Here is a 23791-nt window from a genome sequence, read left to right on the forward strand (position 1 = left end):
CTGAGCCATTCTTATGTTCATTGACAAAAGAGGAGTAAGTGCCTCTGCTCAGGCACTACTCCTCTTTTTGGGATTTTCTCCATTTTTGATAATCTAAAAATTCACGAAATTGTTTTTTCGATACCCCAGATGTCATCGCATCGCGAACCAATTTCTCCCATTCACTATCTAATTGACCATCGTATTCGGTTTCATGTTTTTCATCAAGCAAAGTATGAACCGAGACGTCCAGAACAGCGGAGACTTTTTCGAGAAATTGAATGGAGGGGTTCGTTTGTAGATTTCGTTCTATTGAGCTTAAATAAGACTTCGCTACCCCAGCTTTTTCTGCTAGTTCTGATAGTGAGTAGCCTTTTTCTTTACGGTATTGTTTAATACGCTGGCCAATCAATGTCATCACCTTCCTTGTGATATTATAGCACATTCAGAAAGGATTTATGGTATGACTTCTGGCTGCCGGACCAGGATGAGCAGACTTTTTGTTTAAAAGTAAATATTTGCGTATTTCCTCAGGGCTGATATTTGCTTCTCTGGCTTCCATCATTAATTCAACCCATTCTTGATCTAATTCGAAGTGCTCTTGTTTTGCATTTTTCATGCAGTTTCTCCTCCTAAAATACTTGTTTATGTATTTCAGCCAGTCCGGCCATGACCATTGTACGCCTTCTGTGGTCTCTGGAAGTCATTTGCCAATTGAATAGCCAGAATTTTTTTCCAATATACCTTTATTATAATAGCATTTTTCCAAAAAAAACGAGAACGATGTCGAATCTGAAAAAAGTTAGCTCGAAATATTATTTTGCAGAAAAAATAATCCGCCATTTTCGATCTGAACTGATATCTTTGGTTGATACAAGGCTTTTAACGCTTGTTTTTCAAGATGGTACTCTTCTGGTTTTTCTTCTGTATGCTCATAAAACTGATCAAGCAATTTCATATCGTTTTGCCACCTGTTTACCGCCTGCTCTGCCCAGTCTGACGGTTCTTGCATAGCGGCTTGGGTAATGTAGCTCTCCATCCGCTTAAGACCGCTTTCAGGTTTGATCATAGGCGATATGGTGAAACAATAGTCACATATTTGTGATGTCAATGAAAGCTGTACGAGCTTACTTTGAAAATCTTCAATCATGGTTCCAGAGACAAGGTGAAGACCTAGTGACAATAGCTTATCCTTTTTCATGTCGGACTGGTATGAAATCATGACATTTATACCAAGCCAAGGCTGAAGCGGAATTTTCGCTCCGGCTGATTCAATTTTCTCATACATTCTGGTAAATCTCCCATTTTGTTTAACTGCTTTAAATATTTGAAAAAGGCGTGGCGCCCCGAAGTAAATAAATTCGCCTTCTAGGTCTTTTGGAGTAGATTCCTTATCTGTAATGAACGTCATTTTCATCGGATTCGGGTCGCCGCCGGTCTTCTCACGCCAGTGCCAGTAAAAAGGCCGATTCATGATCTGTTTGTCCATTTCAACTGTAAGCTGAACCGTCATGTAACCGGGTCCTTGGTCGATGATCGGACAGCTGTTTGCCTGGAAAAAACGAAGTAGAAATTGGTGAACCTCTTGCTGTCTCACTTGTAAAACCTCCTTGCGGCTAAGAACCTCTTTTTTCAGCGGGCTGCTGTTTTTTATAAGACAAAAATGAGGTTAAGTTGTCCATTTTAATTTTCATTTCTTCTTCGGTTGCCGAATGGTACAAAATATCGTGCAGGTGCTCTTCAAAATTGTTGACTTGAATTTTTGTTAAAATGTCATCAAGCTCGCCGACCACTTTTTCAAATAAATGAATTTTTTCATATAAAAGCTTTAAAATATGCTCTTCCACTGTATGTTTGGTAGCCATGTTATAAATATGGACGTCACGCTCCTGCCCGAGCCTGTGGATTCTTCCGATTCTTTGTTCAAGCCGCATCGGATTCCATGGCAAATCATAGTTGATCATGTGATTGCAAAACTGCAGGTTGATCCCTTCGCCGCCTGCTTCAGTTGCAATCAGCACTTGAACCTTCCCGCGGAAAAGGTCCTTCATCCAGTCTTTTTTCCCGCGTTTAAATCCGCCTCTGAACGGCACAGAGCTGATGCCGTGTTGCTGAAGAAACCACTGCAGATAAATTTGAGTGGCACGGTATTCTGTAAAAATAATGACTTTATCGTCTATCTTTTTAATCAGATCGATGACTTGATTCGCTTTAGAATTTTGTGTCACTTGATTGATGCGGTCCATTAATATAGAAATGGTGTCTTCATCAATGGCTGGTGCCTGTTTTTCTTTTTGGTCGAGCATTTTTTTCAATGTCATGTACACAGCTTCCCTGCTTGAACAGCATTCTCTTTGGAGTGTCATAATGGAGAACATGCTGGCCGGTTTGTTAATGCTTTCTTTCAGTCGGGAAATCTCATCGTAAAGCGCCTGCTCTGATGGAGAAAATTCAATCGGCACTGTTTCGACGCGGCGCTGCTTCCAATTCAGCCCGGTGTCATGACGCCTGTTGCGAATCATGACTTTATTCACTAGATCTTTTAAATGATCATGCGCTTCTAAGCTGGATTTCTTTTTAGAAAACATTTCTTGAAAGTGATTCTGATTGCCTAAATGACCAGGTTTTAATAATGAAACCAAATTGAATATTTCTTCAACCCGGTTTTGGATTGGCGTCGCAGTCAGCAGCAGGCAGTATTTTTTCACAAGATTCCGGACAAATTCATAGTTCTTTGTTTTGCTATTTTTGAGCTTGTGGGCCTCATCAATAATGACGAGATCATATGGGATTGACAGCACAATTTCCCGGTGGGGCGAGCGCTTTGCCGTATCGATGGAGGACACGACGATATCGCACTGCTCCCACACATAGCTTTTCTTTTGCTCAACAGCCGGAATCAAAAATTTTTCCTGAAGCTCTTTCACCCACTGCGAAACAAGAGAAGCTGGCACAAGGATCAGAATTTTTTTGGCTAACCCGCGAATCATATATTCTTTTAGAATCAGTCCGGCTTCAACAGTTTTGCCGAGCCCCACTTCATCTGCTAAAATCGCTTTTCCGTTCATTTTTTCAACAACCTTCTGCGCAACCTCAAGCTGATGGGGAAGCGGCGTGAAGGAAGGGAGATATAATGGGGCACGCAAGCCTTCAAATTCAGGAATCGCCAATGTTTCCTGGATTTCTGATGAAAGCTTGTACAGCTCCCAGTTTGACCATGGACCGTCGTTTTTCAGTCTTTCGGCAAATTCTTCGGGCCATTTTGTGTCATATGTGATTTCTGCATTCATTGCTGTGAAACCGCCTTTCATATTCTTCAATTTTTTAAATGAACAATATAAGAAAAATCCGCCCAAATTGCTGTTGCCCCGCATATAGTGATGATGGTAGGATATGAGTATGTATTTGATGTAAGATATTGCTATAGTATGTCCATAACAGCATGAAAATATGAGCGAATGACAGCAAGGGGAGAGACCTGACCGAGAAAACCGGGATACAGGCGCCGAAGGAGCAAACTGCGGAGTGAATCTCTCAGGCAAAAGAACTCTTGCTCGACGCAACTCTGGAGAGTGTTTGTGTGAAATGCGCAAGCCACCAAAGGGGACGTCTTTGCTATTGCAAAGTAAACTTTCAGGTGCCAGGACAGAGAACCTTCATTTAATATGAGGTGTTTCTCTGTCCTTTTTTGTATGTTTTTTTAGCTGCGCCGTTGAAAAAGGGGAGGAATTTGATGCTGAAAAGAACACCGTTATTTGAATTGTATAAGGAATATGGAGGGAAAACGATTGATTTCGGAGGCTGGGAGCTTCCTGTTCAATTTTCTTCAATCAAAAAAGAGCATGAGGCTGTCCGAACAGCAGCCGGGCTGTTTGATGTATCTCATATGGGGGAAGTCGAAATCACGGGGGATGACAGTCTGTCTTTTTTACAAAAGCTGATGACAAATGATGTATCCGCGTTAAAAACCGGCCGTGCGCAATATACCGCGATGTGCTATCCGGATGGCGGCACCGTTGATGATTTACTCATCTATCAAAAAGCTGAAAACCGCTATTTGCTTGTCATAAATGCTTCAAATATAGATAAAGATCTTGCTTGGCTCAAAGAACACGCAGCAGGAGATGTCCAGATTGACAATTTGTCAGATCAGATTGCGCTTTTGGCCGTGCAGGGCCCGAAGGCAGAAACAATCTTAAAAAATCTGACAGCTTCAGATGTGTCTGCTTTAAAACCATTTGCATTTATTGATGAAGCTGATATCAGCGGCTGCAAAGCACTCATTTCGCGCACCGGCTATACGGGTGAAGACGGGTTCGAAATTTACTGCCGTGCTAATGACGCAGTCCGAATTTGGAAACAAATCATTGAAGCGGGTGAAAAACATGGGCTTATGCCATGCGGGCTAGGGGCGCGTGATACGCTCAGATTTGAAGCGAAGCTCCCGCTCTATGGCCAGGAGCTGACTCGGGATATCACGCCGGTTGAAGCAGGTATAGGCTTTGCCGTAAAACACAAAAAAGAATCTGATTTTTTCGGGAAGTCTGTATTGAGTGAACAGAAAGAAAACGGGGCGAAACGAAAGCTCGTCGGTCTTGAAATGATTGAAAAAGGAATACCGAGACACGGATATGAAGTGTTTCAAAGCGGCAAGTCCGTCGGAAAGGTGACAACAGGCACCCAGTCACCGACATTGGGGAAAAACGTGGGCCTTGCCTTGGTTGATGCTGGAGCGAGTGAGATCGGAACTGTTGTAGAAGTGGAAATTCGCAAAAAATTAGTGAAAGCAAAGGTAGTTAAAACACCATTTTATAAACGCTAAAAATTTTTCTTTGGAGAGGGGTCAACACATGAAGCACCGCTATTTGCCCGCGACAGAAAAGGATAAACAGGAAATGCTTGATGCCATCGGCGCAAACACGATCGATGATTTATTCGCCGATATACCTGAGAACGTCAGATTCAAAAAAGAGTATCAATTCAAAAAGGCAAAATCAGAAACAGAATTAACAAAAGAACTGACAAAGCTGGCGTCTAAAAACTGTGATACCGTTCAATACGCATCTTTCTTAGGCGCCGGTGTATATGATCATTATCAGCCGGTTATTGTGGATCATGTCATTTCAAGGTCTGAGTTTTATACAGCTTATACACCATATCAGCCGGAAATTTCTCAAGGGGAGCTTCAGGCGATTTTCGAGTTTCAAACGATGATTTGTGAATTAACTGGCATGGATATCAGCAACTCTTCTATGTATGATGGCGGAACAGCCTTGGCGGAAGCTGCGATGCTTGCCTCCGGACATACGAAAAAGAAAAAAATTGTGGTGTCAACAACCGTGCACCCTGAATCGAGAGAAGTGCTGAAAACATATGCAAAAGGACAGTATATTGAAGTTGTTGAAGTCCCTGCCGCAAATGGAGTGACTGATCTTGATGCTTTGCGCGAAACCGTTTGTGACGATACGGCGGCAGTCATTGTGCAGTACCCGAACTTTTTTGGTCTGGTTGAGCCATTGAAGGATATTGAGCCGATCGCTCATCAGGGAAAATCCATGTTTATTGTCTCAGCCAATCCGCTTGCATTGGGACTTCTGACCCCGCCGGGCGCTTTTCAGGCCGATATTGTGGTTGGCGACGCACAGCCATTCGGGATTCCTTCCGCATACGGCGGACCCCATTGCGGATTTTTTGCCGTCACAAAAAAATTAATGAGAAAGGTGCCGGGCCGCCTCGTCGGACAAACGGAGGATGAAAACGGAAAAAGAGGTTTTGTGCTTACCTTGCAAGCCAGAGAGCAGCATATTCGCAGGGATAAGGCGACCTCAAACATCTGCTCGAACCAGGCATTAAACGCACTGGCCGCTTCCGTCGCCATGACGGCTCTCGGGAAAAACGGCGTAAAAGAAATCGCCCGCCAAAATCTCTTAAAAGCCAATTATGCTAAGCAAGAAGCGAAAAAAGCGGGGCTCACTGTGATGTTTGACGGGCCGATGTTTAACGAATTCATCATCAAACTTGATGAACCTGTGAAATCGGTAAACAAAAGATTGTTGACAAATGGAATCATCGGCGGCTACGATTTGGGTCTGACGTACCCGGAGCTTGACCGCCATATGCTTATTGCCGTAACAGAGCTGAGAACAAAAGAAGAAATTGACGCACTCATTCAGGAATTGGGGGATCGCCATGAATAATCAGGATCAGGCACTTATTTTTGAGCTTTCAAGAGAAGGCCGTGTCGGCTACAGTCTGCCGGAGCTTGACATACCGGAAATGGAAGTGGAGGACCTCTTGTCAGACAGCTATATCCGTGATGAGGACGCAGAGCTGCCGGAGGTTTCTGAGCTGGATATTATGCGGCATTACACAGCATTGTCCAGACGGAACCACGGGGTTGATTCGGGCTTTTACCCGCTCGGTTCCTGTACAATGAAATACAATCCGAAATTGAATGAAAAAATCGCGCGGATTCCCGGTTTTGCCGCGATTCATCCTCTTCAGGACGAAGACACAGTGCAAGGCGCTTTGGAGCTTTTATATGACTTAAGCAAGCATCTCGAAGAAATTACGGGAATGGATGAGGTCACGCTTCAGCCCGCGGCGGGTGCGCATGGCGAATGGACGGGACTGATGATGATCCGCGCTTATCATGAGGCGCGCGGAGATATGAAACGGACAAAGGTCATTGTCCCCGATTCAGCTCATGGGACAAATCCTGCGTCTGCAACAGTTGCCGGTTTTGAAACGGTGACGGTGAAATCGAATGAAAACGGGCTTGTTGATTTAGAGGATTTAAAAAGAGCGGTGAATGAAGAAACCGCAGCTCTTATGCTGACGAATCCGAATACACTCGGATTATTTGAGGAACAGATCACCGAGATGGCGGAAATCGTTCACCAAGCCGGAGGAAAGCTGTATTATGACGGCGCTAATTTAAATGCCGTGTTAAGTAAAGCGAGACCCGGTGATATGGGATTTGATGTGGTGCATCTTAATTTGCATAAAACCTTCACAGGGCCTCACGGCGGAGGCGGTCCGGGTTCAGGTCCGGTTGGCGTAAAAGAAGATCTGATTCCTTATCTGCCAAAACCCGTTTTAATCAAAAAAGAAGGGCGATTTACTTTTGACTATGACCGCCCTCACGCGATCGGCCGTGTTAAGCCTTATTACGGCAACTTCGGCATCAATGTCAGAGCGTATACGTACATCCGCTCTATGGGCCCGGACGGGTTAAAGGCCGTTACTGAAAACGCGGTGCTGAACGCCAACTATATGATGAGAAAGCTTGCCCCTTATTACGATCTGCCGTTTGACCGCCATTGCAAGCACGAATTTGTATTGTCAGGGAAACGCCAGAAAAAGCTTGGGGTGCGTACGCTGGATATTGCAAAACGGCTGCTCGATTTCGGCTATCATCCGCCTACAATTTATTTTCCGCTTAATGTTGAGGAGTGCATCATGATTGAGCCGACAGAGACAGAATCCAAGGAAACACTGGATGCATTTATTGATGCTATGATCCAAATTGCGAAAGAAGCAGAGGAAACTCCGGAGCTCGTACAGGAGGCTCCGCATACAACAATCGTCAAAAGAATGGATGAAACAAAAGCAGCCAGACAGCCTGTACTTAGATACGAGAAAAACGTAAGCAGCGAACTTGTAAAATAAAAAAACAGCTGTCTGATATCAGACAGCTGTTTTTTTAATTTTTGGCTTTGATTTTTCCGCCCCATTTTTTAAAGCCGCCCTTAAGGTTATAAATCTCAGTGCAGCCGTTTTTGCGCAGGGTTTGTGCCGCGCGTCCGCTGCGGACACTGTTCTGGCAGTACAGATAGACAGGCTTGTCCGGCCGGATTTCATTTTTTCTCTGTTTCAGCTGAGAAAGCGGAATGTTGCGGGCGCCTAAAATATGTCCGCCATCAAATTCATTCGGTTCACGAACGTCGATAAGCTGCGCTTTGCGGTAACCAGCGCGGAATTCTTCTTCCGAAAGTGTTTTCATAATTCGCTGCTGATAGACATATGAAGCAATCATATAGACGATAAACGCAGCAAAAATAATTAAAACGATCATATTAGACAATGTGATTCTACTCCTTTAACGTATAAAATCAAAACCCTGCTTCTTTAAACAAGGGCATAGAGACGTTTTCGACAAATACTATTATAGTAAAGCACGGCGCGATTGTCATCCATAATGGAACTAAAATATTTTTCATTTTCCCGGCAGTTTGTTAAACTGATTCTATTAAAACGGTAAGGAAGGTCTCAAAATGGAAAAAGAAACTTGGCGGTTTATAGACTCAGGAAATGCAAGCCCGGCTTTCAATATGGCGCTTGATGAAGCGCTTTTATATTGGCACAGTGAAAAGAAAATTCCTCCGGTCATCCGTTTTTACGGCTGGAATCCGGCGACGCTTTCTGTAGGTTATTTTCAAAATATTAAAAAGGAAATCAATTTTGAAGCAGTACATAAGTATAATCTTGGATTTGTCAGACGCCCGACCGGAGGAAGAGGGGTGCTCCACGATCAGGAATTGACATACAGCGTAATCGTTTCTGAGGATCATCCGGAAATGCCGGCGACTGTAACCGAGGCATATCGGGTTATTTCAGAAGGCATACTTCAAGGCTTTAGAAATCTTGGTCTGGACGCTTATTTTGCCATTCCGAGAACCGAAAAAGAAAAAGAAAGCTTAAAGAACCCGCGGTCATCCGTTTGTTTTGACGCGCCGTCCTGGTATGAGCTTGTTGTGGAGGGGCGCAAGGTGGCGGGAAGCGCGCAAACGAGACAAAAAGGCGTCATCCTTCAGCACGGCTCCATTCTGCTTGATTTGGATGAGGACAAGCTGTTTGATCTGTTTTTGTATCCGAGTGAAAGAGTCAGAGAGCGGATGCAGCGCAATTTTAAAAATAAAGCGGTTGCGATTAATGAACTCACCGATCACCCGGTGACGATGGACGATGCACGCAAGGCTTTTAAATCCGGATTTGAAACCGGCTTGAATATTCACTTGGAGCCGTACGAATTATCCCAGGAAGAGCTTAATTTTGTTCAGGACTTGGCAGAAACAAAATATGCTTCTGATGAATGGAATTATAAGCGGTAAAAAGGGCTTTTTGGCCTGCAGAGCATCCTTGTTTTTTCAAGTTCATTAGTGTAAACTTGTAATGATTTATAAAGTTAAGGTGCTTTTTGGGAGGGTTTCGATGACGACACCAAGTATGGAAGATTATATTGAACAGATTTATATGCTGATTGAAGAAAAAGGATATGCAAGGGTTTCTGATATCGCGGAAGCATTGGCAGTCCACCCCTCCTCTGTAACAAAAATGGTTCAAAAACTAGATAAAGACGAATATTTAATTTATGAAAAATATCGCGGTCTCGTGCTAACGTCTAAAGGAAAGAAAATAGGCAAACGGCTAGTATACAGACATGAATTGCTTGAGCAGTTTTTAAGAATCATTGGTGTTGATGAAGAGAAAATATATAACGATGTCGAAGGAATCGAGCATCATTTAAGCTGGAACAGTATTGATCGCATCGGTGATCTTGTTCAATATTTTGAAGAAGACGATGCGCGTAAAAAAGAGCTGAAATCAATCCAAAAGAAAACAGAACATCATAATCAGTAAAAAGGCGGGTCTCAAAGGAGGCCGCCTTTTTTTGATGAAATGCGCCCTGCTTCATTCATTGGTCTATTTCTTCGCGTTTTTTCTTAAAATGATAGTAAGCCATTGGATGGAGGGGGAGGGTATGGGATGTATATTGACGGTGTGTTTTCTGGCGGAGGGGTAAAAGGCGTGGCGCTTGCCGGCGCTTATGAAGCGCTTGAGGAAAAAGGCTTCCGCTTTGCACGGCTTGCCGGCACAAGCGCCGGCGCCGTTATTGCCGCTTTTATTGCATCAGGTTATTCAAGCAAGGAAATTCACGCTTTGATTGAAGAAGTGGACGGAGAGAGGCTGCTGGACCAGCGATACTCATTTCTCCCCTTAAAAATGCTCCAATGGGTGTCCATTTACTGGCGTTTGGGCTTGTTTAAAGGAGACACATTAGAAAAGTGGATCGCCGACCTTTTAAGAGCGAAAGGCGTACGCGTCTTTGGCGATTTGAAAAAAGGCTCTTTGCGGCTCATCGCTTCGGATCTGACAAACGGTACAATGATCGTGCTGCCGGACGACTTGGTCCGCTACGGGTTAAATCCGGATATGTTTCCGGTTGCCAGAGCGGTAAGAATGAGCTGCAGCATTCCCTATTTTTTTGAACCAATAAAATTAAAAACAGATACAGGAACTGCCACCGTAGTGGATGGGGGCGTTTTAAGCAATTTTCCCATATGGCTGTTTTCTAAAGAAAGAAAACGACCTGTTATCGGGGTGACGCTTGCGCCGAATGAAAGGGAGCGGCCGAAAAAAAATATCGGAAACGCTTTCGAACTGTTTGGCGCTCTGTTTGAAACGATGAAGGATGCGCATGACGCAAGACATATTGCGTCACGCTATGAGCAAAATATCATTTTTCTTCCGGTTGACAACGTGATGGCGACCGAATTTCATTTAACACAACAAAAAAAACTAGCTCTGATTGAGCTAGGTAAAAGTCGGACAGAGCAGTTTTTAAAGCAGTGGACCTATTAAAAAAGCGCTCTGTTTTTCTTTTTATTTTTTTTCCCTTCTATGACAGTCAGCTGCGTCTGGCTTTTTTTCTTGAGAATCATCGGCTTAGGTTTGCTGGCGCTCGGAACGCTTCGCAGATGGCTCACCCGTCCTTTATGCCCGGCGCGGTGCTTTGCTTTTTGTTCTTTCAGCCGGCGCTGCGATTGTTTGGCCGCTTTTTTAAAAGCCGCTCCTTCACTGCCAGTATTTCGCTTCATTACATATTTCACAATAAAATAAATAATGATACCTGCCAAGATGATGGTTATCGCCATTTTTGCCATTTCTCCGGGATTGGTTACCAGCACATAGAGGAAACCGAACGCTCCCAGCGCAATTAATACAGCAATAATAGGTTGTACACGATGATTCATAACTGTCCACCTCCGAAAGTAATAGCAGGGCAACGGATATTAGATGACGTTGTGAGAAGGCTGCTCTTTTTGTTCAGATCTTTCTTCGAGTCTGAGAAGCTCGTTAAAGCTTTCGATTGCAACTTCAACTTGGTCATCCTTAGGTTCTTTAGTCGTTAACAGCTGAAGCCAGAGGCCCGGGTACCCGAGACATTTCAAACCGGGAATATCACGCACTTTATTTGTCAGCTGCAGCACTTCAAAGGAAATCCCAAGTACAACCGGTATGAGAGCGACACGATCTATAACACGCAACCAAAGTGGATCTGTCGGAACAAGCAAGTATACAAACATACCGACAATAATGGTAAATAAAATAAAGCTGGACCCGCAGCGGTAATGAAGCCGTGATTGATTTTGAACGTTCTCTACAGTAATTGGCAAATTCTGTTCATAACAGTTTATGACCTTATGTTCGGCTCCATGATATTGAAACACTCTTTTAATCAGCGGCGTCATGGATAAAAAATAAATATAACCGAGCAGCAAAATCAATTTGAAGAGACTTTCAACTGCGATTTGCGCTGTGTCCGATGGAAAAACCGGTCTTGTCAGTTCAGCTAAGAAAACAGGAACCAATGTAAATACGAATTTACTGAACAAAAATGATAAGACGCCGATCACTGCAAGGCTGAGATACATTGACAGCCCCGAGGCTTTTTTTTCTTCCTTAAGCGTCTCGTCCTCAGACGGATCAAGTCCATAGCGTTCACTCGAGAAATTCAAATGCTTTGTGCCGTTAGCGCTCGCTTCAATAATAGCCGCGATCCCTCTTATAAATGGTATTTTTTTTACCATGTTCAGCTTCTGATTGTGTTTCCGGGGAAGCTTGAAGAAATCAATGCTTCCGTCTGTTCTTCGTATGGCCGTAACGTAATTGTGTTTTCCGCCAAACATAACGCCTTCCACAACCGCCTGCCCGCCGTAAGCGGGCGGAATTTTATGTTTTGACATATTCATCAACCTGCCTATTTCTTTAGGATTGCTAACTATTTCCTTTCACTCTATTGTACAGGAAACAGCGCGAAACCTCTAGATTGACGGGCTGAAAATTTGCCAGAGCCTTGCTTTTTCTACATGCAGTATACCCGTTATTTTCAAATTTTACTCGCTGCTGTCAAAATGTGTGAGCTTTTTTATTGACATTTCATTTTTTGGGCACACTTTAACAAGGAGGTGGCCGTTATGACAAGTGAAAAAAATACAGATCAAAACGAACAAACAAAAGAGGATCAGGGACCGCCTGTGCCAATGGGCGCCAGGGTAGCGGCGACGGGTTTTTGCGGAGGCGTATTATGGAGTTTCGTCGGTTATATCGCCTACTTATTTCATTTTTCCGAAATCAGCCCCAATATGATATTGCAGCCGTTTGTACTCGGAGAGTGGAAGAAACATGGTTTAGGAACGATTATCAGCATCATTGTGATTGGCATCATTTCGATTGGCGGGGCGTTTCTTTATTATCTTCTCTTGAAACGCTTGAAAACGATGTGGCCTGGTATGTTATACGGCTTGCTGCTTTGGCTGCTCGTGTTTTTTGTGTTTAATCCGATTTTCCAGGATGTGCGCGCTGTAACTGAATTGAAATCAGATACGATTATTACAACAATTTGTATCTATCTGCTTTACGGGCTGTTTGTCGGATATTCAATTTCATTTGAATATAATGAGCTGAACTCGGAAAAGCTGGCACGTGCGCTGGGAACACAGAGAGAATAGTGTATTATCCTTTTTTGTTATGATAAAATGTTCACGAGAAGTGAACATTTTTTACATGAGAAACCCTCGCGAAAAGGAGAGAGCCATGTGCCTCATTTTTTGATTTTGAACGGCCCGAATGTCAATCGGCTGGGGAAGCGTGAGCCGGATGTATTTGGGCGTCACACACTGACAGATATTGAAACAGATCTTTTTCAATTTGCTGAAGCCTTACATATTCAGCTTACTTTTTTCCAGTCTAATCATGAAGGCGATTTGATAGACGCCATACACGAGGCTGAGGAACAATATGACGGAATTGTTTTGAATCCGGGCGCGCTGAGCCATTACAGCTATGCAATCAGGGATGCTGTTTCAAGCATCAGCCCTCCTGTGGTTGAGGTGCATTTATCAAACTTATACGCCAGAGAAGAATTCAGGCATCAGTCAGTGATCGCTCCTGTTGCGAAAGGGCAGATTGTCGGCCTCGGATCTGAAGGCTACAAGCTTGCTGTTCGCTATTTATTAAGCCGGCAAGGGGGAGAATAAAGATGAAACTTGAGAAATTAAGAAACTTGTTCGAACAGCTGGGGATAGACGGAATGCTGATTACAAGCAGCATCAATTTGCGCTATATGACCGGTTTTACAGGGTCAGCGGGCTTAGCTGTCATATCCGGAGACAGGGCTGCGTTTATTACAGATTTCCGTTATACGGAGCAGGCGAAGGTTCAGGTAAAGGGCTTTGAAATCATTGAGCACGGCGGCAGCCTGATTCAAACCACTGCCGACACAATTGAAAAGTTCGGCATCAAACTCCTCGGTTTTGAACAAAACAGGATGACCTACGGCACATACGCGTCCTACAACGCGGTTGTCAGTGAGGCTGAATTAGTGCCTGTGGCTGAATCCGTGGAAAAGTTGCGCTTGATTAAGTCTAATGAAGAGATTAAGATATTAGAGGAAGCTGCGAAGATTGCAGATGATGCTTTCAGCCATATCTTGACGTTTATGAAACCCGGCATTTCTGAAATAGCTGTTGCCAATGAATTGGAGTTTTATATGAGAAGCCAAGGAGCGGACAGCTCTTCTTTTGATATGATTGTCGCCTCGGGCCTTCGGTCAAGCCTTCCCCATGGAGTGGCAAGTGACAAACTGATTGAAAGCGGGGATCTTGTTACGCTGGATTTTGGCGCTTACTATAAAGGATATTGTTCTGACATTACCCGAACGGTCGCTGTAGGCCAGCCTAGTGATCAATTGAAAGAAATTTATCAGGTCGTATTTGATGCTCAGGCACTCGGCGTCGAACATATTAAGCCGGGCATGACAGGCAAAGAGGCTGACGCCCTGACTAGGGATCATATCGCTGCAAAAGGCTACGGCGAGTACTTCGGCCATTCAACCGGGCATGGGCTCGGCATGGAAGTTCATGAGTCGCCGGGGCTGTCAGTCAGATCTTCAGCTATTCTTGAACCGGGCATGGTGGTTACAGTGGAGCCGGGCATTTACATACCAGAAACAGGCGGTGTCCGAATTGAAGATGACATCGTGATTACAGAAAACGGCAACCGGACAATTACCCATTCCCCAAAAGAACTCATTATTTTGTGATTGGAATATAGGAGGACATTAAACATGATTTCAGTAAACGATTTCCGTACAGGATTAACAATCGAAGTGGATGGCGGCATTTGGCGCGTCGTTGACTTCCAGCACGTAAAACCGGGTAAAGGTGCGGCATTTGTCCGTTCTAAACTTCGCAACCTGCGTACTGGCGCGATTCAGGAAAAAACATTCCGTGCTGGTGAAAAAGTGGCAAAAGCGCAAATCGAAACAAAAACAATGCAATACTTATATGCAAACGGAGACCAGCACGTATTCATGGATACAAGTTCTTATGAACAGCTTGAACTGAGTGAAACTCAAATTGAAGAGGAATTAAAATATCTGCTTGAAAATATGTCTGTACACATCATGATGTACCAAGATGAAACACTCGGTATCGAACTTCCGAACACGGTTGAGCTGAAAGTGGTAGAGACTGAACCTGGTATTAAAGGTGATACGGCATCAGGCGGTACAAAACCTGCGAAAACCGAAACTGGTCTTGTTGTAAACGTGCCGTTCTTTGTCAATGAAGGCGACACTCTTGTAGTCAACACATCAGATGGTTCTTACGTTTCAAGAGCGTAAGGAGAAAAAAGAGGCCTGTTCCCAATTGGGAGCAGGCTTTTTTTGTGCGCAAAAACAGAATCTTTCTTTTATACGAAAATGGCAAGACTACTTCCGACAGCTAGAGCATATCATATAAAAAAATGGGAGGTTGGGAGAGTGCTATGAAATTTTTTCTTGGAAATATCAATTCTACTGTTTTGACAATGGCCGGATTGCGAGTTTTATCCTCCATGATTGAGCTGACGGCCGCGATTGTGATGCTTGTGACAAATGATGTCCGCAAAGCGGTTGTGGTCAACAGCATTCTTGCTATTGTCGGTCCGCTGATTTTTATCATCACCATGACTGTGGGAATCTACCAAATTGCCGGGCAGCTGTCATATGCAAAACTGATCTTGATTTTTACGGGTGTCGTGTTGATTTTAGCGGGTGTCCACAAATAAAGAGAGGCTTGTCATAAAGTCTGCCTCACATCATACATTTTAAAGAAGCCGATCGGTAGAAAGGAGGAGACTCTGTTGAATGAAATTGCTGACGTTCTCCCTGAATCCATGAAAAACGCCCTTTCTGAAATACCGGAACATCAATGGCTGGAAATCGAAGAAATCAGAATTCGGGTTAACCGCCCTGTTGAACTGATACGAAAAGGACAACCTCTTTTTTTGTCCTATGCGGGCACGGCCGAGGATGCCCACCTGATCCTCAGCCGGCTGAGCAATTATAGTATGTATACGCTCGAAGAAGAGCTGAAGAAAGGGTATGTCACCATCAGGGGCGGCCACAGAGTCGGACTTGCAGGCAGAGTCATTACAGAAAACGGAGGGGTGAAGGGCCTCCGCGACATTGCGTCTTTTAATATACGAATTGCCCGGCAAAAGCTTGGAATTGCAGAACCGCTGCTGCCTTATCTGCATCAAAACGGCTGGCTGAATACATTGATTATCGGTCCGCCGCAAACCGGTAAAACAACGCTGCTTCGTGATCTTGCCAGACTTGCGAGCAGCGGCAAGAACCGCATTCCGCCCGTAAAGACAGGCATTGTCGATGAACGGTCGGAAATTGCCGGGTGCCTGCGCGGCATTCCGCAGCATCAATTCGGACAGAGAATTGACGTGTTAGATGCCTGTCCGAAGGCTGAGGGGCTGATGATGATGATCCGGTCAATGAGTCCCGAGGTGATAATTGTTGATGAAATCGGAAGAACGGAGGATACAGAAGCACTTCTCGAGGCGCTGCATGCCGGTGTTTCGGTCATCGTATCCGCGCATGGCTGGAGTATTTCTGATCTGATGAAGCGGCCTTCATTAAAGCGTCTGTGGGAAGAAAAAGCCTTTGACCGCTATTTGGAATTATCCAGAACGAAGGGGCCGGGCACGGTAAGCCGTATTTATGACAAAGACGGAAACGTGCTTTCTGGAACGAGGGACGTGAAAACATGCTGAAGCTGTTAGGCGCTGTATTCATTGTAGCTGCGACAACATGGACAGGTTTCGAGACGGCGAAAATTTATACAGAACGGCCAAGGCAAATCCGTCAGCTGCGTGCGGCGCTCCAATCTCTCGAGGCGGAAATTATGTACGGCCATACACCGCTTCACACCGCTTCGCAGCAGATCGCAAAACAGCTTGCACAGCCTGTTTCGGCTCTGTTTCTCAGTTTTAGCGAACAGCTGGAGAAAGGCAGTGATTCCGCTAAAACGGCATGGGAGCAAAGCTTAAAAAAAGTGTGGGACAACATGTCACTGAAAAAAGCCGAATATGATGTGCTGAAGCAGTTCGGCGAGACGCTTGGGATTCACGATCGAATCTCACAGCAAAAACATATCAAGCTGGCACTTACACACTTAGAGGCATCGGAAGCGGATGCTGAGCAGGCACAAGTGAAAAATGAAAAGATGATAAAAAGTTTAGGCTTTTTAGCGGGCTTGTTACTCATTCTTCTATTGATGTAAACGTGAGGGGAGCAAAAATAAAATGGGAGTAGACGTTAATGTCATTTTTCAAATCGCCGGAGTGGGAATCGTGGTCGCTTTTTTACACACGATTTTGGATCAGATGGGAAAAAAAGAATACGCCCAGTGGGTGACGCTGTTAGGTTTTATCTATATTTTATTTATGGTCGCCACCATTGTGGATGACCTCTTTAAAAAGATAAAAGCTGTGTTTTTATTTCAAGGATAGGGGGGCTTACAGATTGACATTGTTCAAATTGTAGGTTTAGGGCTGATCGCCACCTTCCTTTCTTTGATCGTAAAAGAACAAAAGCCGACATTTGCCTTTTTAATTGTCGTATTTGCCGGATGTGTTATTTTTCTCTATTTGGTAGATCAAATCTACGACATTATCAGAATGATTGAAAAAATAGCCGTTAACGCCAATGTCAACATGGTATATGTTGAAACGATTTTAAAGATTATCGGAATCGCCTATATTGCTGAATTCGGGGCGCAGCTCACCAAGGATGCCGGTCAAGGGGCCATCGCCTCGAAAATAGAATTGGCGGGGAAAATTCTGATTCTCGTTATGGCTGTTCCTATTTTAACCGTGATTATTGAAACGATTCTCGGACTTATACCTTCCATGTCATAACCGAAAGGAGGCGGCAGATTGAAGCGTTTTCGATGGGCGTTAGTTCTTGCGGTGCTGCTCGTATTCGGCTGCACAGAAATTGTACAAGCAGCAGACGACTCGGTCCAAACAGAAGAACATACCGAAACACCGGAGCAATTGGCTGAAAAAACGGCAGAGTCGCTTGAAACAGACAAGATCGGTGAATTTTGGAATGACATAATGACGGAGTACGGCGGGCTTCTGCCGGAAAGTCAAAAAGGAAGTTTGCTTGAGTTTATAAACGGCGATAAATCTTTTTCACCGCAAGAATGGCTGAAGGCTCTCTTTTCTTATTTGTTTCATGAAGTGCTTGCCAATGGAAAGCTTCTCGGCACGTTGATTTTGCTAACGATTTTTTGCGTCATTCTTCAGCTTCTGCAAAATGCATTTCAGCAAAGCACAGTCAGCAAGGTTGCCTACGCAATTGTTTATATGGTGCTGATTATCCTTGCACTGAACAGCTTTCATGTAGCGATCAATTATGCGACAGAGGCGATTCAGACGATGACCAGTTTTATTTTGGCTCTCATTCCTCTCCTGCTGGCGCTTTTGGCTTCCTCTGGAGGAGCTGTATCTGCGGCCTTCTTTCATCCTGTTATTCTTTTTCTAATGAATACGAGCGGTCTGCTGATTCAAAATATCGTCATGCCGCTGATTTTCTTATCAGCAATTCTGAGCATCGTCAGTACAATGACTGAACAATACAAAGTAACGCAGCTGTCCAATCTTCTCAGAAATATTGCCATCGGAGCGCTGGCAGTCTTTCTCACTGTGTTTCTCGGCGTCATTTCTGTGCAGGGTGCCTCGGCGGCAGTGACAGACGGCATTACGCTCAGGACGGCTAAGTTTATTACCGGCAACTTCATTCCTGTTCTTGGAAGAATGTTTACTGACGCAACGGATACGGTGATCAGCGCTTCCTTATTGCTGAAAAATACGGTAGGAATCCTAGGTGTCGCCATTTTGATTTGTATTGCGGCTTTCCCGGCAATCAAAGTGCTTTCTCTCGCTTTTATTTACAAGCTGGCAGCCGCGATTCTCCAGCCGCTCGGCGGCGGTCCGGTCATTACCTGTCTCGATGTCATCAGCAAAAGCGTCATTTATATTTTTGCGGCTCTCGCTATTGTGTCTCTCATGTTTTTTTTAAGCCTTACCGTCATTATTACTGCCGGAAACCTCACGATGATGATGAAATAAAGGAGGCTGACGGATGAGTTTTTTAACTGAATGGCTTACCAGCATCGTCTTATTTATCCTATTTGCAATCGTGATTGATATGCTGCTGCCGAGCTCCAGCATGCAAAAGTACGCAAAAATGGTAGTCAGCCTGCTGCTGATCGTCGTCATGCTTACTCCAATCTTTAAGCTTTTCAAAACAGACCCCGAAGTCATCTTTGAATACCTCACAAAAAACGGGCAATCGGAATCTGCCGAAATAAAAAATCAGATCAATTCAAAAAAAATAGAAATACAAGCTTCCCAGCGCGCATATATTTTAGAAGAAATGGCTGTCCAACTAAAAAAGAAAGCGGAGGAGATGTTCAGTCATGACGAATATAAAGTAGACCAAATCAAGATCACGGCAGGAGAAAAAGTAGATTCAGAAGAGGATATCAAAACAATCAGCGTGTATATGGCCCCGTCTTCTGAAAAAACGGTCCAAACGGTCGCGCCGATCGACATTAATACGGATCATGCATACGTCACGAAAGAAAAAGCGGAACAAAAAGAAGCTAAACAGATTGAGACAAAGCTTGCGGACATTTGGGAAATCGGCAGTGAGAAAATTACGGTTCATATGGAAGGCGGGGAGAGGATCGGCAATGAATAAAAACGGATTATGGAACGTATTGAAAAAGCAGTTTCTTCCGGGGCAATCGAAGGACGGCGAAAAACCGAAGCTGACCAAATATCATTACTTTCTGTTCGTTTTTGTTCTCGGCGTCTCCTTTATGCTTGTCAGCCAGCTCTTTTCTTCACCGGAGAAAACGGAAAACGCCCAGACCATAACAGCACCGGCTTCAGCTGATTCGGCGGACAGCAAAGAGAAAACAGCTGAAGTGTTTAAAGCCTCTAAATCTGATGATCCTAAAAACTCTATTGGCGATTATGAAAAAGAATATGAAAACCAGCTGAAGGAAATTCTTGAAACCATTATCGGCGTGGAGGATGTCTCGGTTGTGGTCAATGTAGACGCAACGTCACTGAAGGTTTATGAAAAAAACAAATCAAGCAAAAATACAACAACTGAGGAAACAGACAAAGAAGGCGGAACTAGAAGTGTGACGGATCAAACATCAGAGGAAGAAATCGTCATGATCAGGAATGGGGATAAAGAAACCCCTGTTGTCGTTCAAACGAAAAAACCTGATATACGCGGTGTACTCGTTGTTGCTCAAGGAGTGGACAACGTTCAAATAAAACAAACCATTATTGAAGCGGTGACACGGGTCCTGGATGTTCCAAGCCACCGGGTTGCGGTTGCCCCTAAAAAAATAAAGGAGGATTCATAAATGCTCAAAAAACAAACCGTTTGGCTGTTAACAATGCTCAGTCTTGTTGTGGTGTTAAGTGTTTATTATATCATGTCGCCGGAAAGTAAAAACGCGGTGCAGATGCAAAGTGAAAAAAGCCCGTCAGACAGCGGTGAGGTAGCAACTGAAAAAACACCTGCCAAGGAAGACACAAAGGAAAAAAACGGTGCTGAAACAGAGAAAGAAGACGGAACAAAGGGTACGAAAGATTCTTCATCAGACAAAGAAACTTCCGCTGAAGCGAGTGAAAAAGGAACAGTTGTGACCGAAACCGCCGATGATGATCTCTTCACAACGTACCGCCTTGATTTAGAGGATGCCAGAAGCAAGGAAAGGGAAGAACTGAATGCGATCGTATCCAGCGACGATGCAACAGCAAAGGAAAAGAGCGAAGCATATGATAAAATGACAGCCCTCAGTGAAGCGGAAGGAACAGAAAAACAGCTTGAAACACTGATTAAAACACAAGGCTATGAAGATGCCCTCGTAAATGCGGAAGGAGACAAAATCAACATCACAGTCAAGTCTGACAAACACTCCAAATCTAAAGCTACAGCCATCATAGACCTTGTTGCCAAAGAAATTAAAACGATGAAAGACGTTGCTGTCACATTTGAGCCTTCCAAATAGTTAATGAACAACCGCCCGCTGAAACGCGGGCTTTTTGCATGCCAATCATATTAGAGTTGAATTCAAAAGTCCGCTCCTGTAAGATAAACATAGTATGTACTTTTAGTAGTAACCTATAAAAAAGAAATTTCAATACATAGGAGTGCGATGGAATGTTAAACATTAAAGAAATCCATGAGCTGATTAAAACAATTGACGAATCTTCAATTGATGAATTCGTATATGAAAATGAAGGTGTTTCCCTAAAACTGAAAAAACACGAAGCGGGTACTGTGCAAGTGATGCAGCAAGCACCGGCAGCACCTGTACAAGCAGCGGCTCCGCAAACGGCACAGCCTCAAGCGCAGCAAGCAGCGCCGGCACCTGCACAAGAGGCGCCGAAACAAGATGAAAACCTGCATCAAATCAAATCGCCGATGGTGGGAACATTTTATGCTTCTTCATCACCGGAAGCCGGTCCTTATGTAACTGCAGGCTCTAAAGTAAATGAAAACACAGTTGTCTGCATTGTGGAAGCAATGAAGCTATTCAACGAAATCGAAGCGGAAGTAAAAGGCGAAATCGTTGAAGTATTAGTTGAAAACGGCCAGCTGGTTGAGTATGGACAACCTCTATTTCTTGTAAAAGCAGAGTAAGGAGACTTAACATGATAAAAAAGCTATTGATCGCCAACAGAGGAGAAATTGCTGTCAGAATCATCAGAGCCTGCAAAGAGCTCGGCATTGAGACTGTCGCTGTTTATTCAGAAGCTGATAAAGATGCCCTGCATGTGCAAATGGCTGATGAGGCTTTTTGTATCGGACCGAAAGCATCAAAAGACAGCTATTTAAACGTTACAAATATCGTAAGTGTCGCCAAGCTTACCGGCACAGATGCTATCCATCCGGGATACGGATTTTTAGCTGAAAACGCCGACTTCGCGGAATTATGTGAAGAAGTGAATGTCACGTTTGTCGGACCTAGCGCTGAGGCCATTTCAAAAATGGGAACAAAAGACGTTGCGCGGGAGACGATGAAACAGGCGGGCGTGCCGATCGTTCCAGGTTCACAAGGAATTATAGAAAATGTGGAAGAAGCGGTTTCGCTGGCTAATGAAATTGGGTATCCTGTAATTATAAAAGCCACCGCAGGCGGAGGCGGAAAAGGAATCAGGGTTGCGCGCACCGAAGAGGAATTGATTAACGGCATTAAGATTACTCAGCAGGAAGCTGCAACTGCATTTGGAAATCCTGGAGTTTACATCGAAAAATACATAGAGGATTTTCGTCATGTTGAGATCCAAGTGCTTGCCGATAATTATGGAAATACCATTCATTTGGGCGAACGCGACTGCTCGATTCAAAGACGCCTTCAAAAGCTTTTGGAAGAATCACCATCTCCTGCGCTTGATTCAGAAATCAGAGAGCAGATGGGTGAAGCAGCGGTTAAGGCTGCAAAAGCAGTTGGCTACACAGGCGCGGGCACAGTTGAATTTATTTATGACTACAGAGAACAGCGCTACTACTTCATGGAAATGAACACAAGAATTCAAGTAGAGCACCCAGTCACAGAAATGGTGACAGGAACAGACCTGATTAAGGAACAAATCAGAGTCGCATCAGGAATGGAACTCAGCCTCAAACAAGAAGATGTTCTATTTGAAGGCTGGGCCATCGAATGCCGAATTAATGCGGAAAACCCAAGCAAAAATTTCATGCCGTCACCTGGTGAAATAAAAATGTATCTGCCGCCGGGCGGTTTAGGTGTCCGTGTAGATTCAGCCGCGTATCCGGGCTATACCATCCCTCCGTACTACGACAGCATGATTGCGAAAGTAATCACATACGGAAAAACGAGAGATGAAGCGGTTGCCCGCATGAAGCGCGCATTAAGCGAATTCGTCATCGAAGGCATAGAAACAACAATCCCGTTCCACATCAAACTGCTTGAACACGAAACATTTGTCAGCGGAGAGTTTAATACGAAGTTTTTAGAAACATATGATGTAATGGGCTCATAATTTTTACGGAGGTGAATTGAATGAAAGACAACAGCTTGCTTAAAATGGATCATGAAGACACGCATTTAGGTAAGGTTGAGATCGCACCGGAAGTCATTGAGGTGATTGCCGGTATCGCAGCTTCAGAAGTTGACGGCATTGCTGAAATGCGCGGGAACTTTGCGACAGGCGTCGTCGAGCGCTTCGGCAAAGTAAACCACGGCAAAGGCGTAAAAGTCGACTTGGCGGATGACGGAATTACGATTGATGTCTACTGTGTTGTCGCATTCGGCGTTTCCATTCCGAAAGTCGCAGCGGCCGTTCAGGAAAACATTCGTCAAACCTTATTAAATATGACGTCTCTTTCAATTAACGAGATCAATATTCACATCGTCGGCATTCAATTTGACACAAAAGCCCAGGAAGTCGAAATCGACGAAGAAATGTAAATGGCTTAACAGAAAACCAAGGGGAGGGCGGCCCTTTGGTTTTTTTACACGTTACCCTTTATTTCAAAGCATGAAGAAAGCCGGCTCGAGGCAGCCGAGTTTCTTCATGATCGTGAAATCCGAATGATCATATGAAGGTGTGTAAAAATATTCGGTAATAGGGTCGAAAAACCTTGATTTCAATATGCGGATACGAAAAAAATATGTTATGATCTCTTTATGGCTTAACGACAAGCGGATAAAGAGGATCAAAGGAGAAAGAAAATGAAAAGAAGAACAGCAAGAGAAAAAGCTTTGCAGGCACTATTTCAAATTGATGTCAGCGATATTGCAGTGAATGAAGCCATTGAACACGCATTAGATGAAGAAAAGACAGATCCTTTCTTTGAAAAGCTTGTATACGGTGTACTTGAACACCAGGTTCAGCTGGATGAAATGATTTCGAAACATCTGGTGAATTGGAAGCTTGACCGGATTGCCAATGTTGACCGTGCTATTTTGCGTCTGGCAGCATACGAAATGGCATATGCCGAAGACATTCCGGTAAATGTCTCCATGAACGAAGCGATTGAGCTGGCGAAACGGTTTGGTGATGACAAAGCGACAAAATTTGTAAACGGGGTTCTTTCTAACATTAAATCTGATATTGAACAATCATAGGA

At 44.1% G+C, this 23791-nt stretch carries 30 protein-coding genes and 1 riboswitch; of the genes, 23 read left to right on the forward strand and 7 right to left on the reverse strand.

Annotation, left to right across the window (positions count from 1 at the left end):
• Positions 1-55 precede the first annotated feature (55 nt).
• The 4 genes from sinR to ACQVGS_RS08730 all read right to left on the reverse strand — a co-directional run bounded on the left by sinR (position 56) and on the right by ACQVGS_RS08730 (position 3269).
• Positions 56-391 (reverse strand): transcriptional regulator SinR, encoded by a 336-nt coding sequence (sinR, locus tag ACQVGS_RS08715; RefSeq protein ID WP_003226345.1) that lies wholly within the window; start codon positions 389-391, stop codon positions 56-58.
• A gap of 33 nt (positions 392-424) precedes the next feature.
• Entirely contained in the window at positions 425-598 is a 174-nt protein-coding gene (sinI, locus tag ACQVGS_RS08720) for an anti-repressor SinI (protein ID WP_024122036.1), read from the reverse strand.
• Positions 599-781: 183 nt separating this feature from the next.
• Positions 782-1576 (reverse strand): YqhG family protein, encoded by a 795-nt coding sequence (locus ACQVGS_RS08725; RefSeq protein WP_127696773.1) that lies wholly within the window; start codon positions 1574-1576, stop codon positions 782-784.
• Between the two features lie 19 nt (positions 1577-1595).
• Positions 1596-3269 (reverse strand): DEAD/DEAH box helicase, encoded by a 1674-nt coding sequence (locus tag ACQVGS_RS08730; protein ID WP_127696774.1) that lies wholly within the window; start codon positions 3267-3269, stop codon positions 1596-1598.
• A 168-nt stretch (positions 3270-3437) separates the two neighbouring features.
• Positions 3438-3539: riboswitch (glycine riboswitch) on the forward strand.
• A 173-nt stretch (positions 3540-3712) separates the two neighbouring features.
• Between ACQVGS_RS08730 and gcvT the strand changes: the two genes are divergently transcribed.
• From gcvT to gcvPB, 3 genes are read left to right on the forward strand one after another with little or no spacing between them, the layout of a single operon-like run.
• The gene (gcvT, locus tag ACQVGS_RS08735) at positions 3713-4801 is read left to right on the forward strand and encodes a glycine cleavage system aminomethyltransferase GcvT (protein ID WP_188323131.1); all 1089 of its coding nucleotides are present in this window, start codon (positions 3713-3715) and stop codon (positions 4799-4801) included.
• A 28-nt stretch (positions 4802-4829) separates the two neighbouring features.
• The gene (gcvPA, locus tag ACQVGS_RS08740; RefSeq protein WP_103672264.1) at positions 4830-6176 is read left to right on the forward strand and encodes an aminomethyl-transferring glycine dehydrogenase subunit GcvPA; all 1347 of its coding nucleotides are present in this window, start codon (positions 4830-4832) and stop codon (positions 6174-6176) included.
• Positions 6169-7650, forward strand: coding sequence for an aminomethyl-transferring glycine dehydrogenase subunit GcvPB (gcvPB, locus tag ACQVGS_RS08745; RefSeq protein ID WP_095713266.1), 1482 nt, complete (start codon positions 6169-6171; stop codon positions 7648-7650). Before gcvPA ends, gcvPB begins: the two co-directional genes overlap by 8 nt.
• Before the next feature lie 34 nt (positions 7651-7684).
• Here gcvPB and ACQVGS_RS08750 read toward each other — a convergent pair whose 3' ends face one another.
• The gene (locus ACQVGS_RS08750) at positions 7685-8065 is read right to left on the reverse strand and encodes a rhodanese-like domain-containing protein (protein ID WP_024122030.1); all 381 of its coding nucleotides are present in this window, start codon (positions 8063-8065) and stop codon (positions 7685-7687) included.
• 190 nt (positions 8066-8255) lie between these two features.
• Here ACQVGS_RS08750 and lipM point away from each other — a divergent pair, with 190 nt between their 5' ends.
• The 3 genes from lipM to ACQVGS_RS08765 all read left to right on the forward strand — a co-directional run bounded on the left by lipM (position 8256) and on the right by ACQVGS_RS08765 (position 10623).
• On the forward strand, positions 8256-9092 hold the full coding sequence (lipM, locus tag ACQVGS_RS08755) for an octanoyltransferase LipM (RefSeq protein ID WP_024122029.1): 837 nt from the start codon (positions 8256-8258) through the stop codon (positions 9090-9092).
• A 100-nt stretch (positions 9093-9192) separates the two neighbouring features.
• Complete coding sequence (gene mntR / locus ACQVGS_RS08760; RefSeq protein WP_010334908.1) at positions 9193-9621, forward strand: transcriptional regulator MntR; 429 nt, start codon at positions 9193-9195, stop codon at positions 9619-9621.
• 126 nt (positions 9622-9747) lie between these two features.
• Positions 9748-10623, forward strand: coding sequence for a patatin-like phospholipase family protein (locus ACQVGS_RS08765; protein WP_024122028.1), 876 nt, complete (start codon positions 9748-9750; stop codon positions 10621-10623).
• On the opposite strand, the gene ACQVGS_RS08770 is transcribed toward ACQVGS_RS08765, so the two are convergent.
• Together ACQVGS_RS08770 and ACQVGS_RS08775 are read right to left on the reverse strand one after the other, a co-directional pair.
• Entirely contained in the window at positions 10620-11015 is a 396-nt protein-coding gene (locus ACQVGS_RS08770; protein WP_263463234.1) for an SA1362 family protein, read from the reverse strand. The two genes, ACQVGS_RS08765 and ACQVGS_RS08770, sit on opposite strands and share 4 nt — an antisense overlap.
• A gap of 39 nt (positions 11016-11054) precedes the next feature.
• Positions 11055-12008 carry a DUF1385 domain-containing protein gene (locus ACQVGS_RS08775; protein ID WP_255003458.1) on the reverse strand — a complete coding sequence of 318 codons (954 nt, stop codon included), beginning with the start codon at positions 12006-12008 and terminating at the stop codon, positions 11055-11057.
• Positions 12009-12239: 231 nt separating this feature from the next.
• On the opposite strand from ACQVGS_RS08775, the gene ACQVGS_RS08780 reads away from it, so the two are divergent.
• The 17 genes from ACQVGS_RS08780 to nusB all read left to right on the forward strand — a co-directional run bounded on the left by ACQVGS_RS08780 (position 12240) and on the right by nusB (position 23789).
• Complete coding sequence (locus ACQVGS_RS08780) at positions 12240-12773, forward strand: YqhR family membrane protein (RefSeq protein WP_024122025.1); 534 nt, start codon at positions 12240-12242, stop codon at positions 12771-12773.
• A gap of 87 nt (positions 12774-12860) precedes the next feature.
• Positions 12861-13301 carry a type II 3-dehydroquinate dehydratase gene (gene aroQ, locus ACQVGS_RS08785; RefSeq protein WP_024122024.1) on the forward strand — a complete coding sequence of 147 codons (441 nt, stop codon included), beginning with the start codon at positions 12861-12863 and terminating at the stop codon, positions 13299-13301.
• 2 nt (positions 13302-13303) lie between these two features.
• Positions 13304-14365: an aminopeptidase PapA gene (papA, locus tag ACQVGS_RS08790; RefSeq protein ID WP_263463235.1), complete on the forward strand. Its 1062-nt coding sequence runs from the start codon at positions 13304-13306 to the stop codon at positions 14363-14365.
• 24 nt (positions 14366-14389) lie between these two features.
• Positions 14390-14947 (forward strand): elongation factor P, encoded by a 558-nt coding sequence (gene efp / locus ACQVGS_RS08795; protein WP_024122022.1) that lies wholly within the window; start codon positions 14390-14392, stop codon positions 14945-14947.
• Between the two features lie 143 nt (positions 14948-15090).
• Positions 15091-15372, forward strand: coding sequence for a YqhV family protein (locus ACQVGS_RS08800; RefSeq protein ID WP_010334901.1), 282 nt, complete (start codon positions 15091-15093; stop codon positions 15370-15372).
• A gap of 75 nt (positions 15373-15447) precedes the next feature.
• Positions 15448-16371: a stage III sporulation protein AA gene (spoIIIAA, locus tag ACQVGS_RS08805; protein ID WP_044154635.1), complete on the forward strand. Its 924-nt coding sequence runs from the start codon at positions 15448-15450 to the stop codon at positions 16369-16371.
• Complete coding sequence (gene spoIIIAB, locus ACQVGS_RS08810) at positions 16365-16880, forward strand: stage III sporulation protein SpoIIIAB (RefSeq protein WP_400153491.1); 516 nt, start codon at positions 16365-16367, stop codon at positions 16878-16880. The genes spoIIIAA and spoIIIAB overlap by 7 nt, the downstream gene beginning before the upstream one ends.
• A gap of 22 nt (positions 16881-16902) precedes the next feature.
• Entirely contained in the window at positions 16903-17109 is a 207-nt protein-coding gene (gene spoIIIAC, locus ACQVGS_RS08815) for a stage III sporulation protein AC (protein WP_003153142.1), read from the forward strand.
• A gap of 12 nt (positions 17110-17121) precedes the next feature.
• Positions 17122-17517, forward strand: coding sequence for a stage III sporulation protein AD (gene spoIIIAD / locus ACQVGS_RS08820; protein ID WP_081638335.1), 396 nt, complete (start codon positions 17122-17124; stop codon positions 17515-17517).
• 18 nt (positions 17518-17535) lie between these two features.
• Complete coding sequence (gene spoIIIAE, locus ACQVGS_RS08825; protein WP_069487194.1) at positions 17536-18735, forward strand: stage III sporulation protein AE; 1200 nt, start codon at positions 17536-17538, stop codon at positions 18733-18735.
• A 13-nt stretch (positions 18736-18748) separates the two neighbouring features.
• Entirely contained in the window at positions 18749-19369 is a 621-nt protein-coding gene (gene spoIIIAF / locus ACQVGS_RS08830; RefSeq protein ID WP_044154638.1) for a stage III sporulation protein AF, read from the forward strand.
• The gene (spoIIIAG, locus tag ACQVGS_RS08835; protein WP_010334895.1) at positions 19362-20051 is read left to right on the forward strand and encodes a stage III sporulation protein AG; all 690 of its coding nucleotides are present in this window, start codon (positions 19362-19364) and stop codon (positions 20049-20051) included. Before spoIIIAF ends, spoIIIAG begins: the two co-directional genes overlap by 8 nt.
• Positions 20052-20702, forward strand: a complete 651-nt coding sequence (gene spoIIIAH / locus ACQVGS_RS08840; protein WP_024122016.1) for a stage III sporulation ratchet engulfment protein SpoIIIAH — start codon at positions 20052-20054, stop codon at positions 20700-20702.
• Between the two features lie 152 nt (positions 20703-20854).
• Complete coding sequence (accB, locus tag ACQVGS_RS08845) at positions 20855-21337, forward strand: acetyl-CoA carboxylase biotin carboxyl carrier protein (RefSeq protein WP_024122015.1); 483 nt, start codon at positions 20855-20857, stop codon at positions 21335-21337.
• 11 nt (positions 21338-21348) lie between these two features.
• Complete coding sequence (gene accC, locus ACQVGS_RS08850; protein WP_044154640.1) at positions 21349-22701, forward strand: acetyl-CoA carboxylase biotin carboxylase subunit; 1353 nt, start codon at positions 21349-21351, stop codon at positions 22699-22701.
• Positions 22702-22721: 20 nt separating this feature from the next.
• On the forward strand, positions 22722-23129 hold the full coding sequence (gene yqhY, locus ACQVGS_RS08855) for a fatty acid biosynthesis protein YqhY (RefSeq protein ID WP_024122014.1): 408 nt from the start codon (positions 22722-22724) through the stop codon (positions 23127-23129).
• 264 nt (positions 23130-23393) lie between these two features.
• Positions 23394-23789, forward strand: a complete 396-nt coding sequence (gene nusB, locus ACQVGS_RS08860; protein WP_024122013.1) for a transcription antitermination factor NusB — start codon at positions 23394-23396, stop codon at positions 23787-23789.
• The last annotated feature ends 2 nt before the right edge of the window (positions 23790-23791 follow it).

Source organism: Bacillus sp. SD127 (assembly GCF_058566445.1).

Excerpts from the sequence above, each read along its gene's own strand:
- gcvT (WP_188323131.1), top strand. The coding sequence starts at position 3,713 with ATGCTGAAAAGAACACCGTTATTTGAATTGTATAAGGAATATGGAGGG.
- ACQVGS_RS08800 (WP_010334901.1), top strand. The coding sequence starts at position 15,091 with ATGAAATTTTTTCTTGGAAATATCAATTCTACTGTTTTGACAATGGCC.
- mntR (WP_010334908.1), top strand. The coding sequence starts at position 9,193 with ATGACGACACCAAGTATGGAAGATTATATTGAACAGATTTATATGCTG.
- spoIIIAF (WP_044154638.1), top strand. The coding sequence starts at position 18,749 with ATGAGTTTTTTAACTGAATGGCTTACCAGCATCGTCTTATTTATCCTA.
- accC (WP_044154640.1), top strand. The coding sequence starts at position 21,349 with ATGATAAAAAAGCTATTGATCGCCAACAGAGGAGAAATTGCTGTCAGA.
- accB (WP_024122015.1), top strand. The coding sequence starts at position 20,855 with ATGTTAAACATTAAAGAAATCCATGAGCTGATTAAAACAATTGACGAA.
- ACQVGS_RS08780 (WP_024122025.1), top strand. The coding sequence starts at position 12,240 with ATGACAAGTGAAAAAAATACAGATCAAAACGAACAAACAAAAGAGGAT.
- spoIIIAH (WP_024122016.1), top strand. The coding sequence starts at position 20,052 with ATGCTCAAAAAACAAACCGTTTGGCTGTTAACAATGCTCAGTCTTGTT.
- ACQVGS_RS08775 (WP_255003458.1), bottom strand. The coding sequence starts at position 12,008 with ATGTCAAAACATAAAATTCCGCCCGCTTACGGCGGGCAGGCGGTTGTG.
- ACQVGS_RS08730 (WP_127696774.1), bottom strand. The coding sequence starts at position 3,269 with ATGAATGCAGAAATCACATATGACACAAAATGGCCCGAAGAATTTGCC.
- yqhY (WP_024122014.1), top strand. The coding sequence starts at position 22,722 with ATGAAAGACAACAGCTTGCTTAAAATGGATCATGAAGACACGCATTTA.
- gcvPB (WP_095713266.1), top strand. The coding sequence starts at position 6,169 with ATGAATAATCAGGATCAGGCACTTATTTTTGAGCTTTCAAGAGAAGGC.
- lipM (WP_024122029.1), top strand. The coding sequence starts at position 8,256 with ATGGAAAAAGAAACTTGGCGGTTTATAGACTCAGGAAATGCAAGCCCG.
- ACQVGS_RS08765 (WP_024122028.1), top strand. The coding sequence starts at position 9,748 with ATGTATATTGACGGTGTGTTTTCTGGCGGAGGGGTAAAAGGCGTGGCG.
- spoIIIAB (WP_400153491.1), top strand. The coding sequence starts at position 16,365 with ATGCTGAAGCTGTTAGGCGCTGTATTCATTGTAGCTGCGACAACATGG.
- spoIIIAG (WP_010334895.1), top strand. The coding sequence starts at position 19,362 with ATGAATAAAAACGGATTATGGAACGTATTGAAAAAGCAGTTTCTTCCG.
- efp (WP_024122022.1), top strand. The coding sequence starts at position 14,390 with ATGATTTCAGTAAACGATTTCCGTACAGGATTAACAATCGAAGTGGAT.
- nusB (WP_024122013.1), top strand. The coding sequence starts at position 23,394 with ATGAAAAGAAGAACAGCAAGAGAAAAAGCTTTGCAGGCACTATTTCAA.
- gcvPA (WP_103672264.1), top strand. The coding sequence starts at position 4,830 with ATGAAGCACCGCTATTTGCCCGCGACAGAAAAGGATAAACAGGAAATG.
- ACQVGS_RS08770 (WP_263463234.1), bottom strand. The coding sequence starts at position 11,015 with ATGAATCATCGTGTACAACCTATTATTGCTGTATTAATTGCGCTGGGA.
- spoIIIAC (WP_003153142.1), top strand. The coding sequence starts at position 16,903 with ATGGGAGTAGACGTTAATGTCATTTTTCAAATCGCCGGAGTGGGAATC.
- papA (WP_263463235.1), top strand. The coding sequence starts at position 13,304 with ATGAAACTTGAGAAATTAAGAAACTTGTTCGAACAGCTGGGGATAGAC.
- sinI (WP_024122036.1), bottom strand. The coding sequence starts at position 598 with ATGAAAAATGCAAAACAAGAGCACTTCGAATTAGATCAAGAATGGGTT.